The 17,173-nt window shown below is 52.5% G+C and carries 14 protein-coding genes; 5 read left to right on the top strand and 9 right to left on the bottom strand.

Features of this window, described 5'->3' with window-relative positions; all coding sequences use genetic code 11:
* Positions 1-290: 290 nt before the first annotated feature.
* The gene (locus tag FDP13_RS00790) at positions 291-2,342 is read right to left on the bottom strand and encodes a S9 family peptidase (protein WP_143838205.1); all 2,052 of its coding nucleotides are present in this window, start codon (positions 2,340-2,342) and stop codon (positions 291-293) included.
* A 267-nt stretch (positions 2,343-2,609) separates the two neighbouring features.
* On the opposite strand from FDP13_RS00790, the gene purT reads away from it, so the two are divergent.
* Complete coding sequence (gene purT, locus FDP13_RS00795) at positions 2,610-3,791, top strand: formate-dependent phosphoribosylglycinamide formyltransferase (RefSeq protein WP_143838208.1); 1,182 nt, start codon at positions 2,610-2,612, stop codon at positions 3,789-3,791.
* 76 nt (positions 3,792-3,867) lie between these two features.
* On the opposite strand, the gene FDP13_RS00800 is transcribed toward purT, so the two are convergent.
* Positions 3,868-4,509, bottom strand: a complete 642-nt coding sequence (locus tag FDP13_RS00800; RefSeq protein WP_012769952.1) for a bifunctional 4-hydroxy-2-oxoglutarate aldolase/2-dehydro-3-deoxy-phosphogluconate aldolase — start codon at positions 4,507-4,509, stop codon at positions 3,868-3,870.
* Positions 4,510-4,664: 155 nt separating this feature from the next.
* Positions 4,665-6,140 (bottom strand): glucose-6-phosphate dehydrogenase, encoded by a 1,476-nt coding sequence (gene zwf / locus FDP13_RS00805; RefSeq protein WP_012769953.1) that lies wholly within the window; start codon positions 6,138-6,140, stop codon positions 4,665-4,667.
* A gap of 365 nt (positions 6,141-6,505) precedes the next feature.
* Here zwf and FDP13_RS00810 point away from each other — a divergent pair, with 365 nt between their 5' ends.
* Both FDP13_RS00810 and pyk read left to right on the top strand, forming a co-directional pair.
* Positions 6,506-7,375 carry a MurR/RpiR family transcriptional regulator gene (locus FDP13_RS00810; protein ID WP_012769954.1) on the top strand — a complete coding sequence of 290 codons (870 nt, stop codon included), beginning with the start codon at positions 6,506-6,508 and terminating at the stop codon, positions 7,373-7,375.
* 183 nt (positions 7,376-7,558) lie between these two features.
* Positions 7,559-9,001, top strand: a complete 1,443-nt coding sequence (pyk, locus tag FDP13_RS00815; protein ID WP_012769955.1) for a pyruvate kinase — start codon at positions 7,559-7,561, stop codon at positions 8,999-9,001.
* A 169-nt stretch (positions 9,002-9,170) separates the two neighbouring features.
* Here pyk and FDP13_RS00820 read toward each other — a convergent pair whose 3' ends face one another.
* From FDP13_RS00820 to znuA, 6 genes are all read right to left on the bottom strand, one after another.
* A complete protein-coding gene (locus FDP13_RS00820; protein WP_143838210.1) occupies positions 9,171-9,593 on the bottom strand; it encodes a hypothetical protein in 423 nt (140 codons plus the stop codon).
* Positions 9,594-9,801: 208 nt separating this feature from the next.
* Positions 9,802-10,158 carry a hypothetical protein gene (locus FDP13_RS00825; RefSeq protein WP_143838211.1) on the bottom strand — a complete coding sequence of 119 codons (357 nt, stop codon included), beginning with the start codon at positions 10,156-10,158 and terminating at the stop codon, positions 9,802-9,804.
* A gap of 362 nt (positions 10,159-10,520) precedes the next feature.
* The gene (locus FDP13_RS00830; protein ID WP_143838213.1) at positions 10,521-11,729 is read right to left on the bottom strand and encodes an IS256 family transposase; all 1,209 of its coding nucleotides are present in this window, start codon (positions 11,727-11,729) and stop codon (positions 10,521-10,523) included.
* A gap of 113 nt (positions 11,730-11,842) precedes the next feature.
* Positions 11,843-12,829, bottom strand: coding sequence for a lauroyl-Kdo(2)-lipid IV(A) myristoyltransferase (gene lpxM / locus FDP13_RS00835; protein ID WP_143838215.1), 987 nt, complete (start codon positions 12,827-12,829; stop codon positions 11,843-11,845).
* A 147-nt stretch (positions 12,830-12,976) separates the two neighbouring features.
* The gene (gene mepM / locus FDP13_RS00840; RefSeq protein WP_143838217.1) at positions 12,977-14,389 is read right to left on the bottom strand and encodes a murein DD-endopeptidase MepM; all 1,413 of its coding nucleotides are present in this window, start codon (positions 14,387-14,389) and stop codon (positions 12,977-12,979) included.
* Positions 14,390-14,404: 15 nt separating this feature from the next.
* Positions 14,405-15,427, bottom strand: coding sequence for a zinc ABC transporter substrate-binding protein ZnuA (znuA, locus tag FDP13_RS00845; protein ID WP_143838219.1), 1,023 nt, complete (start codon positions 15,425-15,427; stop codon positions 14,405-14,407).
* 75 nt (positions 15,428-15,502) lie between these two features.
* On the opposite strand from znuA, the gene znuC reads away from it, so the two are divergent.
* Together znuC and znuB are read left to right on the top strand one after the other, a co-directional pair.
* On the top strand, positions 15,503-16,261 hold the full coding sequence (gene znuC / locus FDP13_RS00850; protein WP_012769961.1) for a zinc ABC transporter ATP-binding protein ZnuC: 759 nt from the start codon (positions 15,503-15,505) through the stop codon (positions 16,259-16,261).
* Positions 16,258-17,043: a zinc ABC transporter permease subunit ZnuB gene (znuB, locus tag FDP13_RS00855; RefSeq protein ID WP_012769962.1), complete on the top strand. Its 786-nt coding sequence runs from the start codon at positions 16,258-16,260 to the stop codon at positions 17,041-17,043. Before znuC ends, znuB begins: the two co-directional genes overlap by 4 nt.
* Positions 17,044-17,173 lie beyond the last annotated feature (130 nt).

Genomic DNA, 17,173 nt, shown 5'->3' on the forward strand with positions numbered 1-17,173 from the left:
AAAACGCCAGGAAAAAACCGCTGAAAACCGCCGCGCAGAAACGGGCGGAAAAGCGAGCCAAACGGTCTCAACCACAGCCTGAAACTAACTGAAGTTAACTCACCACGTTGCCGCTGTTTTCGCTGTTAGCTAACCAGTGCGACTACTGAGGCAACATCCTGCGATCACCCTCTGCCTCCTGACACCCGGTGATCGCAGTTCCAATCTCCCTGTTATCGTTTCCTGTCTTTTACGGTAATCCGGTGCCCAAACAGGCCGCCCTTTTCTCGCGTGATACCCAAACCCCATCCCTACGCGGGCAATGCCTGCTGCTCAAGTCTCATCAGCAAGAAGGTAAACTCCTGTGCAATATCCTCAAACTGAGCCAAACGACCGGATTTACCGCCATGACCGGCTCCCATGTCGGTATGCAGCAACAGCAGGTGATCATCAGTTTTTATTTCACGCAGTTTCGCTACCCATTTAGCCGGTTCCCAGTACTGAACCTGCGAGTCATGCAGGCCGGTCGTCACCAACAGATGGGGGTACGCTTGTGCCGAAAGATTGTCATAAGGGCTATATTGTTTCATGTACTGGTAATCACGCTTATTGTTCGGGTTACCCCACTCGTCATACTCCCCCGTGGTAAGCGGAATAGACTCGTCCAGCATGGTAGTGAGCACATCGACAAACGGCACCTGCGCTACCACCCCTTGGAATAATGACGGCGCCATATTCATTACTGCGCCCATCAGTAACCCACCCGCACTGCCGCCCATCGCGAAGGTTTTCGTCGGATCGCCATAACCGCTTGTCAGCAGGGCCTGCGTGACGTCGATGAAATCCGTAAAAGTATTCATCTTGTTGGAAAGGCGCCCCTGATCATGCCATTGCTGCCCCAGCTCACCGCCGCCGCGAATATGCGCCAGCGCATAGACGAAACCACGATCCAGCAAGCTAAGACGGCTACTACTGAATTCCGGGTCCATACTGCTGCCGTAAGCGCCATAGCCATAAACCAGTAATGGGCTTTGAGCCAGTTTGCAGTCTTTATGATACACCAGCGATACCGGCACGGATTCGCCATCGCGAGCCGTTACCCACACACGCTCGCTCCGGTAATTCCCGGCATCAAAATTTTTCACTTCAGATTGTTTGAGCACCACCTGAACGCCGGTCGCCATGTCCAGCTCATAGATAGTCATCGGCGTGGTCATGGAGGAATAGCCGTAACGCAATCGCGTACTTTCCGGCATTGGGTTATAACTCAGCCAGGTCACATAAGCGGGATCATTAAAGGCGATCTGGTGAGATTCTGCCGTCTGCCAACGGATATAGCGGATATGGGTTAATCCATGCTCGCGTTCTTCGACCACATACCAGTCGTCAAACAGCGAAAACCCTTCGAGTACGCGTTCCGGACGCGGGGCAATCAACACTTCCCATGCTGATTCGCCGACATCCTGGGTCTGGTAAAAACCAAAGGTTTTACCGTCTTTATTGGAACGCACATAAAAGGCGTCGCGGAAATGATCGATAACATACTCGTGATCCGGCCGCCGCGGTACAAACACACACGGTTTGGCATAAGGGTCTTCGGCATCCAGCAACAGAATTTCGGTACTGGTGGTACTGTCGAGATAAATCAGGATATAACGCTCGGACGTGGTTTTATCCAGACTGAGGTAGAACGCGTCATCCGTTTCCTCATACACCAGTTCATCTTGCTGCGGATCCTCCCCCAGGCGATGGCGATACACCTGATAAGGCAGCAACGTCTGCGGATGTTTACGTACGTAATAAAGAGTACGGGAATCCGCCGCCCATTCACTGCCGGCGGAGACATTCTCCAGCCGGTCTGCCAGCCACTCGCCGGTGGTGAGATCGCGAAACGTCAGCACATACTGGCGACGAGACAATAAATCCTCCGCGACGCTCATCAGTCGATTGTCCGGGCTAACGGCCAGCGCGCCAAGGTTGTAGAACTCGCTGCCTGTCGCGCGTTGATTGCCATCCAGCAATACCTGCCAGGCGCCGCTTTCTGTTTCCTGCTCCGGCTGACGCTGATAGATAGCGTAATCCTTACCCGGCTCATAGCGGCTCTGGTAGCGATAACCACGTTTCACATAAGGTACTGAAACATCCTCCCTGGGGATCCGCGCGACCATCTCCTCATACAAGGTATGACGCAGCGCGGCATAGGGCGCCATGACATGCTCGCAATAACGATTCTCCTCCTGCAACCAAGCCAGCACCTCCGGATTCTTGCGTTCATCATCTCGCAGCCAATAATAATCATCGATGCGGGTATCGCCGTGCATCGTCATCCTATGCGGGCGTTTTTCGGCTTGCGGCGCTTTCATCCACGTCACTCCTTTCCATTCATTGATCAGGTTCTGCCTGACACCTAGCGTTACGCCGGCGAGACGGCAAATGCCCAAAGCCTGTCATGAATCATCCGGGGAATCCAGCGTGCGCCGAGATCTGCAAGGATTTTCACGCGCTTTTGCGTACCGCTACGCGAATGATGCCAAACGCAAACGTTTTCGTTTATACTTCGGCTACGTTCGGGCGGCCAATCCGCCCGTTTTTTCTACACCTCTTTTTACAACACCATCAGGTATCAGGTTATGTTAACAATCGGAACAGCCCTGCGTCCCGGCGCTACACGCGTTATGCTGCTAGGCTCCGGCGAGCTGGGAAAAGAAGTGGCGATTGAATGCCAGCGACTGGGTATCGAAGTTATTGCGGTTGATCGCTACGCCGATGCCCCCGCGATGCAGGTCGCTCACCGCAGTCATGTCATCAACATGCTCGATGGCGACGCGTTGAAACAACTGGTGGCGCTGGAACGCCCGGACTATATCGTGCCGGAAATCGAGGCTATCGCTACGGATATGCTGGTTGCGCTGGAACAGCAAGGGCAACGTGTCGTGCCATGCGCTGAAGCCACACGGCTGACCATGAATCGTGAAGGCATTCGTCGATTGGCGGCGGAAACGCTGGGCCTGCCGACGTCCAGTTACCGGTTTGCCGCTGACGAAACGGCGTTCCGTCAGGCGGCCCATGAGTTAGGCTTCCCTTGTATCGTCAAACCGGTGATGAGCTCATCGGGGAAAGGCCAGAGCCTGATCCGATCGCCGGAGCAGTTGGATCGCGCCTGGCGCTATGCGCAAGAAGGCGGTCGTGCCGGCGGTGGAAAAGTGATTGTAGAAGGGCTGGTGAAATTTGATTTCGAAATCACATTATTAACCATTCATGCAATTGACGGCCTGCACTTCTGCGAGCCAATCGGCCATCGTCAGGAAGACGGCGACTATCGCGAATCCTGGCAACCGCAACAGATGAGCGAGCTGGCATTGACGCGCGCCAAAGAGATTGCCGGAAATGTGGTAAAGGCGCTGGGTGGTTTCGGCCTGTTTGGCGTCGAGCTGTTTATTTGCGGCGACGAGGTCATTTTCAGCGAAGTTTCGCCGCGCCCGCACGACACCGGTATGGTGACGCTCATTTCGCAGGATTTGTCCGAGTTCGCTCTGCATGTTCGCGCGTTTCTGGGCTTGCCGATCGGCGCTATACGGCAGTACGGCCCATCGGCTTCTGCGGTCATCCTGCCGGAACTGACCAGCAATAATGTGCAGTATCAGGGACTGGAACAGGCGCTGCTCCCCCATACCCAGATTCGACTGTTCGGCAAACCCGACATCAACGGACGTCGTCGCATGGGCGTTGCACTGGCGACGGCCGATAATACCGATGCGGCCGTACAACTGGCGAAAACGAGCGCGGCTGCCGTCAACGTCAGCGCAAGATAAGCCTGCCGGTTTGTCGATGAGGTACAAAAAAGCCCGCTGACGCGGGCTTATGAAATGACTAAGAGACAAATGCCGATCAGGCTGTCGCACCTGCAACCGCTTCACGCGCCAGCGCAGTGATGCGATCGTAGTCGCCGCTTTCCAGCGCATCGGCCGGCACCAGCCAGGAACCACCAACGCACAGTACGCTTTTCAGCGCCAGATACTCACGGTAGTTCTTCAGGGAGATGCCGCCGGTCGGGCAGAAGCGAATTTTACCAAACGGACCGGCAATCGCCTGCAACGCTTTCACACCACCGTTAGCTTCAGCCGGGAAGAACTTAAATTCACGTAATCCATAATCCATCCCCAGCATCAGCTCGGAAACGGTGCTAATCCCGGGGATCAACGGAATGGTGCCTTCCGTTGCCGCTTTCAACAACGGCTCGGTCAGACCGGGGCTGATAGCAAACTGCGCCCCCGCGGCAGTCACTTCCGCCAGCTGTTGCGGGTTGGTTACCGTACCCGCACCGACGATGGCGTCCGGCACTTCCTGCGCGATCAGGCGAATGGCTTCAACCGCACAATCGGTACGCAACGTCAGTTCCAGTACGCGCACGCCACCCGCTACCAGGGCTTTCGCCATCGGCACCGCGTGTTCCAGTTTGTTAATCACAATCACAGGAACAACCGGACCGGCTGTCAGAATCTGTTCCGCACTGGTTTTCCAGTTTTTCATCGAGGGTAATCTCCAGTCATGCCCAACGGGCATCGATTAATGATCTGGCGCGCCCCTGCCACAGGGATCCGCAGTTACCCACGGATGTCCGACCGCACCGTCAGCCAAAAAAAACGCTAACGGCTTCGCCCCGCTTTGCGGCAGGGCAAAACCGCTTATTCCACTTCGTTCCAGGAACGTCCATCGCGGGTAATCATAGCGACGGACGCCACCGGTCCCCAGGTCCCAGCCTGATAAGGCTTGGGAGAGTCATTGTCCATTGCCCAGGCTTCCATAATCGAGTCCACCCATTTCCAGGCTTCTTCCACTTCGTCGCGGCGCACAAACAACGCCTGGATACCGCGCATGGTTTCCAGCAGCAATCGCTCGTAAGCATCCGCCAGATGCTGTTGGTTAAAGGTTTCGGAAAAACTCAGGTCAAGTTTGGTGGTCTGCAAACGATGTTTGTGATCCAGCCCTGGGATTTTGTTGAGAATCTGAATTTCCACCCCTTCATCGGGTTGCAGACGAATAATCAGCTTGTTTTGCGGCAACTGCTGATAGGAATCGTGGAACAGGTTGAGCGCCGGGTTTTTAAAGTACACCACCACTTCCGAACATTTTGACGGCAAGCGCTTACCGGTACGCAGATAAAACGGCACGCCGGACCAGCGCCAGTCGTCAATATCGACACGGATCGCCACGAAGGTTTCGGTATTGCTGGTCTTGTTGGCGCCCTCTTCTTCCAGGTAACCCGGCACTTTCTTGCCCTGCACAAAACCGCTGGTGTACTGACCGCGTACCGTTACCTCATGCACGTTGGAACGATCGATACGGCGCAGCGAGCGCAGCACTTTAACTTTTTCATCACGGATGCGATCCGTGCTCAGGTCCGCCGGTGGAGACATGGCGATCATGGTCAGAATCTGCAACAGGTGGTTCTGGATCATGTCGCGCATTTGCCCGGCCTGATCGAAATACCCCCAGCGCCCTTCAATACCCACCTCTTCGGCCACGGTAATCTGCACGTGATCGATAGTGCGGTTATCCCAGTTATTGACGAACAGGGAGTTGGCAAACCGCAACGCCAGCAAGTTCAGTACGGTTTCTTTGCCGAGGTAATGGTCGATACGATAGACCTGACACTCGTTAAAAAACTCCGCCACCTGATTGTTGATCACCCGCGACGATGCCAGGTTGGTGCCTAATGGTTTTTCCATCACCACGCGCGCCGGTTCTTTGTTCAAACCCGCTTTGCCCAAGCCTCGGCAGATAGCGCCGAAAGTGCTCGGCGGCATGGCGAAATAATTGATGGTGGTACGATTTTGTTGATCGAGCATCGTACCCAGACGATTGAACCCCTCGGTGTCTTCTACATCAAGATTGCAGAAATCGAGTCGGTTGCTCAATGTCGTCCACAATGCCGGGTCGAGCGGTTCCTTAAGAAAGGTGTCCAGTGCTTCACGCACCACTTTGATATAGGTGTCTCGGTCCCATTCCGCTCGTCCTACGCCGATGATGCGGGTTTCCGGATGAATATGGCCTGCTTTTTCCAGTTGATACAGTGAAGGCAGCAATTTACGACGCGCCAGGTCGCCCTTCGCACCGAAAATAACCAGGTCACACGCCTGGGCTGTTGACGTTACCGCCATTTTCAATCTCCTCATTGCAGGACGCTGTAATTTTATTACATCAATAATGTACTCTTTTTGACACAAACCAGTAAACCCGTAAGAAAACCACATTATCGGCTGATTCTGATACCACAAGGCCTTAGAACCTATTGTGCCGATGAGGAAAACGAGTCTGGCATCTGCCTAAAAGAGAAATTTCCCATCGTTTCTGACAGCCAGTTACCGTTCTGAAAGTTAGACACACGTCATGTTCTGACAAAAAAATCAGATGACTTGTTGTGTCCACCTCTGCCAACCGTTGCGGGCTCGTAGTATATTTCACAAAATCCGCATCGGTTTCACCTTTGGCTGAAATCCAAAATACCATAGATGGTCGTTGTCATATGAATATGCTGGAAAAAATCCAGGGTCATCTGGAGCTGTTGAGCAAATCGGAACGAAAGGTGGCGGAGGTGATTCTCGCGTCGCCGCAGACAGCCATCCACTCCAGTATCGCTACCCTCGCCGGTATGGCGGAAGTGAGCGAACCTACGGTCAACCGCTTCTGCCGCCGTCTGGATACCAAAGGCTTTCCCGATTTTAAACTGCATTTGGCGCAAAGTCTGGCCAACGGCACCCCTTACGTGAACCGCAACGTAGAAGAAGACGACTCGGTTGAGTCTTACACCAGCAAGATTTTCGAATCCACCATGGCCGGGCTGGAGCATGTGAAATCCAGCCTGGATATTCAGGCCATCAACCGTGCGGTAGACCTGCTCACGCAGGCACGCAAGATCTCTTTCTTTGGTTTTGGCGCGTCGGCAGCCGTCGCTCACGACGCGATGAACAAGTTTTTTCGTTTCAATATTCCGGTGGTGTACTTCGATGACCTGGTCATGCAGCGCATGAGTTGCATGAACTCCGGCGACGGCGATGTCGTGGTGCTGATTTCACACACCGGGCGCACCAAAAGTCTGGTGGATATGGCTCGGCTGGCGCGGGAAAATGACGCCACAGTGATCGCCATTACGTCGGATGGTTCTCCTCTTTCACGGGAAGCCTCGCTCACGCTACGGGTTGAAGTCCCTGAAGATACCGATGTGTATATGCCGATGGTATCGCGCATCGCGCAGTTGACACTGATCGATGTGCTGGCGACAGGCTTCACTCTGCGGCGCGGTGCAAAATTCCGCGATAACTTGAAGCGGGTCAAGGAAGCATTACGCGAATCGAGATTTGATAAGGAAGAACGATTCAGCAACCCGTTTAATTAATTATGCTATAACATCAACATGGGCGGCGAGGCATAAGTACCATGGAACAGTTCCCCGCCATCCAATCATAATTACAGGCGCAGCATCCGGGCAGTACAGAGCGGCACAAAAGGCGCTGTTACCGTCCCCTCGCCTGACGGCATTACTACATTACAACAGCTTCACCAGTCAACGGAGTTATACATGTCCAGACGGCTCAGAAGAACCAAAATCGTTACCACGCTGGGACCGGCTACGGACCGCGACAATAATCTGGAAAAGATCATTGCCGCAGGCGCAAACGTAGTCCGCCTGAACTTTTCTCACGGCACGCTGGAAGACCACCTGCTGCGTGCGAACAAAGTTCGCGAAATTGCGGCTAAACTTGGCCGCCACGTTGCTATTCTGGGCGATCTCCAGGGGCCCAAAATTCGCGTGTCGACCTTCAAAGAAGGGAAGATATTCCTCAATATCGGTGACAAATTCCTGTTGGACGCCAACCTTGGAAAAGGCGAAGGCGACAAGGAAAAAGTGGGGATCGACTATAAAGGATTGCCCAGCGATGTGGTTCCCGGCGATATCCTGCTACTCGACGACGGCCGCGTGCAGTTAAAAGTTCTGACAGTCGATGGCATGAAAGTGTTCACCGAAGTGACCGTCGGTGGTCCGCTGTCTAACAACAAAGGCATCAACAAATTGGGCGGTGGTCTCTCGGCTGAAGCCTTAACCGAAAAAGACAAAGCCGACATTATTACCGCCGCCAAAATCGGCGTGGATTTTCTGGCGGTGTCATTCCCTCGCACCGGTGAAGACTTACACTATGCGCGCCGGCTGGCTCGCGAAGCCGGCAGCAATGCTAAAATCGTTTCCAAGGTAGAACGTGCGGAAGCGGTATCAACCGACGAAGCAATGGATGATATTATTCTGGCTTCCGACGTCGTGATGGTGGCTCGCGGCGATCTGGGCGTAGAAATCGGCGATCCGGAATTGGTGGGTATCCAGAAAAAACTGATTCGCCGCGCTCGTCAGTTGAATCGCGCCGTTATTACGGCAACACAGATGATGGAGTCGATGATCACCAACCCGATGCCGACTCGCGCTGAAGTGATGGACGTCGCCAACGCCGTACTCGATGGCACAGATGCAGTGATGCTCTCCGCAGAAACGGCTGCCGGTCAATACCCGGCGGAAACTGTCGCCGCGATGGCGAAGGTTTGTCTGGGCGCTGAAAAGATCCCCAGCATCAACGTATCTAAACATCGCCTCGACGTGCAGTTCGATAATGTGGAAGAGTCGATCGCCATGTCCGCCATGTACACGGCCAACCACCTTAATGGCGTGACCGCGATTATCGCCATGACAGAGTCTGGCCGTACCGCATTGATGATGTCGCGCATCAGTTCCGGCCTGCCGATTTTCGCTATGTCTCGTCATGAACACACGCTGAATTTGACCGCCCTGTACCGTGGCGTTACCCCGGTACAATTCACCAGCTATACCGATGGTGTGGCGGCGGCTAATGATGCCGTGCTCCTGCTGCGCGACAAAGGTTTCCTGGTCTCGGGTGATTTGGTCATCGTTACCCAAGGTGACGTAATGGGAACAGTCGGCACAACCAATACGGTGCGTGTACTGCGGGTGGAATAGTTTCCCGCTGCCATAGCGAAACAGCGTTAAGAAGCATAAAACGGGGCGATAACAGCGCCCCGTTTTTTATTGCCGTCTGCCGTATTCTCTTAGAACATCAATGCCATCTACCTTATCATCGCGTAGAACCCACACAGCGCGCACTCACTATGAAAGATGAACACTCAGGTTAAGGCGCATTCACCAGATGATCTCCATCCAGTCCACCAGACAGATTGGCGCGGCTGGAACCAAACCGTCCATTACTGTAATGAACGTCATAACCGCCAGAAAGGTTGCTACGGCTGGAGCTGTTTGAACCATCGCTATACCGGGTATCTAACCCGCCTGAAAGATTCGCACGGCTGGTGCTATGGGTGCCATCACTAAACTGGGTGTCATAGCCTCCCGACAGATTAGCCCGGCTGGTACTGGTCCGCCCATTGCTATACCGGGTATCAAACCCACCAAACAGATTGGTTCGACTGGTCGATGTCGAGCCATCATTATAACGACAGTCCTGACCACCAAATAGATTGGCTCGACAACTGTCAGCCTGAGAAAAAGAAATGTGTGCAGTCATTAATGTAAGACATAAAAGTGGTTTGTTCATAAAGTCGAACCTTTCTCCAACAGGAGTATACCCTTCATATTTCCCGGTCAGGAATCACGTTCTGATTATATGGCAGTATGTAACTCATGCCATCACACAGCCCGTTATTTCCTGACCGGTCAATTACTATTGCCATCTGCACGAATACTACTACTTACTTTATTATCGTGCGATGAGCATCTTATTGTAGGTTGACTGACGGACGGTTTTATTGAGTATCGTTACTCTTGTTTTTTGTGTTGTCCTTTTCTTCTCCGATGTTGGCTTTCATTTTTTCACTGGTATGGGTGCTCTGAGCATGAGGCTTTTTCACTACCTTCTTGGCTGATTTATCGTCACTTTTCCCATGTGTTTCGGCAGTAATCTTTTCAGGTTTTACCGAGCTATCGCCATTAGCAGTGACTTTATCCACCGCCTTCCCCAGCGCAGACTCCGCCGATGCCGGCGCCGCCGTACTGGTTGCCGTCGCGTCAGGTGCATTTTTTTCCACCGTGGTGGTTGCAGCATTGGCAGTTGTATAAATCGTTGCCAGCAAAACGCTTAAAAACAGTGGTTTCAGATTCATGGTATAAATCCTTTAGCAGAGATTTTTTATTAGCCAGGATTAAATAAGCAGGAATATATTCTGCATTATTTATGGCGGCTAACGGTTGAGGTGATAAATATATCAACCTCGGGAGTCATTAAATCAAATCCAATAATAAATAGAATATGGAATATTCCGAGAAAAAAGCAGACTTGAATAACGCGATTTTTAAAGTTTTTTATAAGTTCAGAAATCTATCGAGTTTAAATAAAATCAACTGTTACAAATCATGTATAGCCGTCATGCTTCAAGTTGCAGTCCCAAGGACGTGGTGATAGGCTGACAAAAAAGGCGACGCCATCGGCAGAGGGTGTACGTAATTCTGTGTAATTGCCATCCCATTAAAGGTGAGCGCTCAGGCGATCACCGAACTCGATAATAAAACGGCTCATCGCCAGCCGCCAGTTCTGGATCGGCATACTCCATTTTTTTGATGCCGACTGTATCGCCAGATAAATCACTTTCCGTACCGAGTCGTCCGTCGGGAACACGTTGCGTTTCTTTATCGCCTGGCGGATAACGCTGTTCAGCGATTCAATGGCATTCGTCGTATAGATGGCTTTACGGATGTCTGGCGGGTAGCCAAAGAATGTATTGAGATTTTCCCAGTGTGTACGCCAGCTTTTACTGATTTGGGGGTACTTTTCATCCCAGACACCTGCGAATGCCTCCAGCGCCATCAGTGCCGCTTGCTCTGTAGGGGCCCGATACACTGCTTTCAATCCGCTGGTAATGTCTTTGTAATCCTTCCACGAGACGTATTTAAGGCTGTTGCGCACCATATGGATAATGCAGAGCTGAATATGCGTCTGCGGATATACGCTGTTTATCGCATCCGGGAAACCTTTCAGGCCGTCTACGCAGGCTATCAGGATGTCCTGAAGTCCCCGGTTCTTCAGTTCGGTCAGTACATTCAGCCAGAACTTCGCGCCTTCGTTTTCGGCCAGCCACATCCCCAGCAGCTCTTTTCGGCCTTCGGTGTTGATACCCAGCGCCAGAAAGACCGACTTGTTTATCACACTGCCGTTGTGTCGGACTTTGACAACAATACAGTCAAGATAAACAATGGGATAAATCGCATCCAGTGGTCGGTTTTGCCATTCTGTCACCTGCTCTTTAACCGCATCAGTGACTTTGGATATCAGCGTGGGCGAGACATCCGCATCGTACATTTCCCGGAAGGTAGCGACGATTTCGCGTGTCGTCATACCTTTGGCGTACAGGGATAAAATCTGACTGTCCATCTGGGTGATACGTGTCTGATTTTTCTTTATCAGTTGCGGCTCAAAGGTATTTTCGCGGTCACGCGGCGTGCTGAGCTCGATTTCTCCCTCATCGGACAACACCGTTTTTGTCGAGTAACCATTTCGGGTATTGGAGCCTGATTTAGGGGCATTTTTCTCGTATCCGAGATGGTCAGTCAACTCAGCATTGAGTGCTGTTTCGACGGTGAGTTTGGTCAGCATACGAGAAAACTGGTTGAGGTCTGCTTCGGTTTTAAGGCCTTTAGCCAGTTCAGTCGCAAGGGCTTTGAGTTTCTTCTCGTCCATATTTTGCCTGTCTCCGTTGTTGGAGTGAACATATCAAAAACAGGCAATTACACAATTTTAATTACAGTCTCCATCGGCATCGCCCTTATTATTAACGTACTGACTCTTTGATTTTATTTTTTACGTGGATACAGGTCCTTACGTAGATAGGGCTCCGTTTCTCCAGGCTTACGGGTCTTCAACAGCTTCAAAATCCAGGTGTATTGCTCTGGATTAGGCGTCACCAACTGTTCAACTTCCTCATTCATGCGACGAGCAATAGTCTGATCATCGGCGTTGTTAATATCGCTCATCGGCGGGCGAATATAGATATCCAATCGTGATGTTCTGCCATCATACACAGGAAATAGCGGCACGATTTCAGCACGACAGACCTTCATCAAACGGCCAATAGCCGGCAATGTCGCTTTATAGGTCGCAAAGAAATCAACGAACTCGCTGTGTTCCGCACCATGATCCTGATCCGGCAGATAATATCCCCAATACCCTTCACGCACGGAGCTGATAAAAGGCTTTATGCCGTCATTGCGGGTATGCAGGCGGCCGCCAAAACGGCGCCGCAGGGTATTCCACAGATAATCCTGCAGCGGGTTTTTCTGATTGTGCATCATGGCAGCCATTTTCTGGCCTCTCCAGCTCATCAGCATTGCAGGCACATCAACAGCCCAACCGTGCGGTACCATGAAAATAATATTACGCCGCTGCTCCTGCAATGCGTCGACAATCTCCATGCCATGCCAGCGAACGCGACGATAAGCGCGGCTGGCGGGCAATATCGCCAGTTCTACCATCATCAACATCGCTTGCGGCGCAGTCGCAAACATCTGATCGATAATATGCTCGCGTTCAGTTTCCGACAGTTGCGGCATACACAACAGTAAATTAATACGAGCCCGTCGCCTGGCGCCTTTGGAAAAGCGCCCTACCAGTCGTCCTAGCGTCCCCAACAGCGGATCGCGTACACGTGCGGGAATACATGCCAGCAACGCCGTCACAACGACAACCAACCAAATTCCCCAATAACGCGGATGCAAGAAGGCAGGCGTAAACTGTGGGATAAATTCAGTGTTGGTCTTCCTCTCTTTTTTCTCTTGTTCCATGCTGCCACTCTTCATTACAAAATCGGGTTAATAATAATAGCCATCCGATGTTTTGCAATTGAACACACACTGGCCTGACGTTTGGCAGTGCAATAAAAAAACAGCCGGCAGCGCTGACTGCCGGCTGTCGCTTATCCAGAACGTCGATCAGTCCAACTGCAATTGCGGCAGCACTTCACGCACATGCGCCAAATAATCGCGACGTTCTTTACCCATCAACCCCTCAGAACGCGGTAGTTTAGCCGTTAGCGGATTGACAGCCTGCTGATTAACCCACAGTTCATAATGCAGGTGCGGCCCGGTTGAACGTCCGGTATTGCCGGATAACCCGATGCGATCGCCGCGTTTTATCTTCTGCCCCGGCTTCACCAGCAAACGGTTCATATGCATATAACGGGTGGTGTACTGGCGCCCGTGACGCACGGCGACAAAATTACCGGCTTCGCTATCCCGCTCCGCCACCACTACTTCTCCATCACCTACCGCCAAAACCGGCGTCCCCACCGGCATGGAAAAATCAACGCCACGGTGCGGCGCAATACGACCGGTGACTGGATTCAAACGGCGCGGATTGAAGTTGGAAGAGACCTTAAACTGTTTCATGGTCGGGAAACGCAGGAAACCGCGAGTCAGCCCGGAACCTTCACGATCGTAAAATTTGCCGTCTTCTGCACGGAATGCATAATAATTCTTCCCGCCGGTACGCAGACGAACGCCTTGCAGCTCACTTTGTTCACTGTGTCCATCCAATATTTCACGGGAAATCAGCACGGTGAAACTATCGTCTTTGCGCAATTTGCGAAAATCCAATTGCCATTGCAGCGCCCGAATCACTTCACGCACTTCGCTACTGGTTAAACCCGCCGCCTGAGCGCTACTGGCAAAACTGCCGTCCAGACGGCCAGTCATTACTTTGTTCTGCCAGTCACCCTCTACGTTCTCGATCTCCTCACGGAATGTATCGCCGCTACGGGTATAAGTACGGGTTTCACGTCGGGAAACCTGCCAGGACAACGTCTGCAATGCACCATCGGTATCCAACGTCCAGGTTAACTGCTGGCCGATCTTCAGATTCCGCAGCGCCGTATTTCGATCCGCCAACGCGCTAATATCTGACATATCAATGCCGTACTGGGTCAGAATGCTACTCAGCGTATCGCCAGTAGAGACGACATATTCATGCGTATTATCAGATTCTTTGTCATCCAGCTCGTCACCGGCAATACCATTGGTGGTTGACGGCTGATCCAGCGGTTCGCTGTTGGCTTCGGGAACATCTGCCGTCGGCGCTGCGCCGGCGGTTTGTTGCGCCGTTACAGGCGGCAATGGATTACTGTCCAGGGGTTCACTTGCTGGGGGATTCAGAGCTTGGCTCTGCGTTTGGTTTTTCTCGCTTTCCGCGTCTCTTACGATAACAGGTGCGTCATTAACCGGGGGATATGTCATTGGCCGCCAGACAGCGGCGGCCAGTGTGACAACAGTCAATGACCCCAGCATCACGCGGTGAGGCCGGGGCAGGCTGTTATACGCCAGAGCGATAGTTCGGACTATCTGCTGCACTTGTTCCTATCCTCATTATTTTCCCTTCAGGCAGCTTAAATACTGTTCAGACAGTTGCGACAGGAAACGCACGTAGCTGTCTTGATCCGGCACAATGTCACTTCCCAACGGGTCCAGCACGCCGATGCGTACGTCAGTTCCCTTGGCGACAGCATTGATGACCGCTGGCCTGAATTGTGGCTCAGCAAAAACGCATACCGCGTTATGCTCAACCAACTGTGTTCGTATCTGGTTTAAACGCTGTGCGCCGGGCGCAATAGCCGGGTTGATAGTAAAATGCCCCAGTGGGGTCAACCCATAATGCCGCTCGAAGTAGCCGTAAGCATCGTGAAACACGAAATAGCCCCTGCCACGCACAGGCGTCAGCATATTAACAATATTTTTATCTGTCTGTGCAAGTTTCTCAGTGAATTTACGCAGATTTGCATCCAGTTTGTCTTTATTCTGCGGCATACGTTCCAATAATTTTGCATGAATCGCCACGGCAGAAGCCTGGGCCATTTCCGGCGACAGCCAGAGATGCATATTGAACTCACCATGATGATGCCCGTCACCATCGTCATCCTGATGATTTTCAGGATGATGACTGTGATCATGCCCATCGCTTGCCTGGTCGTCATGATCGGCATCATGCGGCGTATGCTTTTCTGCGGCAACCTGCTCAGGATGTGATTCCCGTAACAATAGAGACTGAATCGTTGATTGCTGACTTAAGGCAAGTTGCCGCTCAGCAGGCAATGATTGCAGTGCTTTGGGCAAGAAGGCTTCCATCTCCGGCCCAACCCAAATAACCAGCTCGGCTGATTTAAGGCGCTGTACATCGGAGGGGCGTAGTGCATAATCGTGGGGGGATGCACCGTCCGGTAATAACACCTCCGTCGGCGTAACGCCATCGGCAATTGCCGTCGTGATAAATGCCAGAGGGCGAATAGACGTCACTATCGCGGCGGAAACACCCGTCGCGGCAGATAGTGAAGCCAGTAATGTACCGGTAGCCAATACAGTGTTTAGCCATTTATAATGCGTGACTCGCAGCATACCCAATCATCCGTCGATTTATTAACATAAACGCGTTATATTATAACGTCACACACCCTCTGCAAATAGAATTCTATGTCAACGCTGGTTTCACTGGAAAATATTGGCGTGCAGTTTGGTAACAAAGCTGTACTCAGTGATATTTCGCTTACATTACAGGCTGGCCGTATTCTGACGCTGCTCGGGCCGAACGGAGCGGGGAAATCCACACTGGTTCGAGTGGTGTTAGGATTGCAGCCACCCACCCGCGGTACACTGACGCGCGCAGCGGATCTTCGTATCGGCTATGTCCCGCAAAAACTGCATCTGGACCCCACCCTCCCTCTGACGGTTCAACGCTTTATGCTGTTACGCCCTGGTGTGAATAAACAGGACATTATGCCGGCATTAAAACGCGTACAGGCGGGGCATTTGCTGGAACAACCGATGCAAAAACTCTCTGGCGGCGAAACCCAGCGTGTTTTGTTGGCCCGCGCTATTCTTACACGCCCGCAATTACTGGTACTGGATGAACCAACCCAAGGGGTCGATGTCAACGGTCAACTGGCACTGTATGAATTAATTAATCAGTTGCGGCAGGATTACCAGTGTGGCGTGCTGATGGTTTCCCATGACCTGCATCTGGTGATGGCGAAAACCGATGAAGTCCTGTGCCTTAATCAGCATATCTGCTGTTCCGGTACGCCGGAAGTGGTGTCGCTGCACCCGGAGTTTTTAGCCATGTTCGGCCATCGCGGCGCCGGACAGTTGGCGATTTACCGCCACCATCATAATCATCGCCATGATCTGAACGGGAAAATCATTTTAAAACGACAGGATGGTAATCACGCATGATTGAGTTGTTGTTGCCTGGCTGGTTGGCAGGAGTGTGTCTGGCGCTGGCGGCAGGGCCGCTCGGTTCCTTCGTCGTATGGCGGCGTATGTCTTATTTTGGTGATACCCTCGCCCATGCATCCTTGCTGGGCGTCGCGCTGGGATTGCTGTTAGACATCAACCTGTTCTATGCGGTTATTGCTATTACGTTACTGCTGGCCGTCGGGTTAGTCTGGCTGGAGCGTCGGCCAGGGCTGGCGATCGACACCTTGCTCGGTATCATGGCGCACAGTGCGCTGTCGTTGGGGTTGGTGGTTGTCAGTTTAATGAATAATGTCCGTGTTGATTTGATGGCCTATCTATTTGGCGACCTGCTTGCCGTCACCAGTGAAGACCTGCGGCTGATCGCCCCCGGCGTACTGCTGGTACTCGGCGTGCTGGGATGGCAATGGCGTGCGCTGCTCTCCATGACGGTCAGCCCGGAACTGGCGCACGTCGACGGTGTCGCGATAGCACGAACCAAACTGCTATTGATGCTGATCACCGCATTAACCATTGGCCTGGCGATGAAGTTCGTCGGCGCGCTGATCATTACCTCATTGCTCATTATTCCCGCCGCTACGGCTCGTCGATTTGCCCGCACGCCGGAGCAAATGGCTGTTTGTGCGATGGGAGTCGGTATTTTAGCCGTCACCGGGGGGCTCGCTTTTTCAGCAGAGGTCAATACGCCTGCCGGCCCCTCCGTGGTGTTATGTGCATCGTTGCTATTCATGCTCAGCCTACTGAAAAGGCAAACAGCCTGACGTCGCGATAGGTTGGCAACACTGAGAAAAAGCGAATTAACCTGTTGGTGGGTACAGCGTAATACGGTTTGCCGCCAGTCAATCGGCTGGCGGCAATGATGAAAAACGATGAAAGGCGAACTGTGACTGT

It is taken from the genome of Dickeya sp. ws52, from assembly GCF_007210685.1.
In the GTDB taxonomy this organism is placed as follows: domain Bacteria; phylum Pseudomonadota; class Gammaproteobacteria; order Enterobacterales; family Enterobacteriaceae; genus Dickeya; species Dickeya chrysanthemi.

Bases quoted from the DNA above. Each gene is read 5' to 3' on its own strand.
- FDP13_RS00790 (WP_143838205.1), bottom strand. From the start codon at position 2,342: ATGAAAGCGCCGCAAGCCGAAAAACGCCCGCATAGGATGACGATGCAC.
- purT (WP_143838208.1), top strand. From the start codon at position 2,610: ATGTTAACAATCGGAACAGCCCTGCGTCCCGGCGCTACACGCGTTATG.
- FDP13_RS00800 (WP_012769952.1), bottom strand. From the start codon at position 4,509: ATGAAAAACTGGAAAACCAGTGCGGAACAGATTCTGACAGCCGGTCCG.
- zwf (WP_012769953.1), bottom strand. From the start codon at position 6,140: ATGGCGGTAACGTCAACAGCCCAGGCGTGTGACCTGGTTATTTTCGGT.
- FDP13_RS00810 (WP_012769954.1), top strand. From the start codon at position 6,506: ATGAATATGCTGGAAAAAATCCAGGGTCATCTGGAGCTGTTGAGCAAA.
- pyk (WP_012769955.1), top strand. From the start codon at position 7,559: ATGTCCAGACGGCTCAGAAGAACCAAAATCGTTACCACGCTGGGACCG.
- FDP13_RS00820 (WP_143838210.1), bottom strand. From the start codon at position 9,593: ATGAACAAACCACTTTTATGTCTTACATTAATGACTGCACACATTTCT.
- FDP13_RS00825 (WP_143838211.1), bottom strand. From the start codon at position 10,158: ATGAATCTGAAACCACTGTTTTTAAGCGTTTTGCTGGCAACGATTTAT.
- FDP13_RS00830 (WP_143838213.1), bottom strand. From the start codon at position 11,729: ATGGACGAGAAGAAACTCAAAGCCCTTGCGACTGAACTGGCTAAAGGC.
- lpxM (WP_143838215.1), bottom strand. From the start codon at position 12,829: ATGGAACAAGAGAAAAAAGAGAGGAAGACCAACACTGAATTTATCCCA.
- znuA (WP_143838219.1), bottom strand. From the start codon at position 15,427: ATGCTGCGAGTCACGCATTATAAATGGCTAAACACTGTATTGGCTACC.
- znuC (WP_012769961.1), top strand. From the start codon at position 15,503: ATGTCAACGCTGGTTTCACTGGAAAATATTGGCGTGCAGTTTGGTAAC.
- znuB (WP_012769962.1), top strand. From the start codon at position 16,258: ATGATTGAGTTGTTGTTGCCTGGCTGGTTGGCAGGAGTGTGTCTGGCG.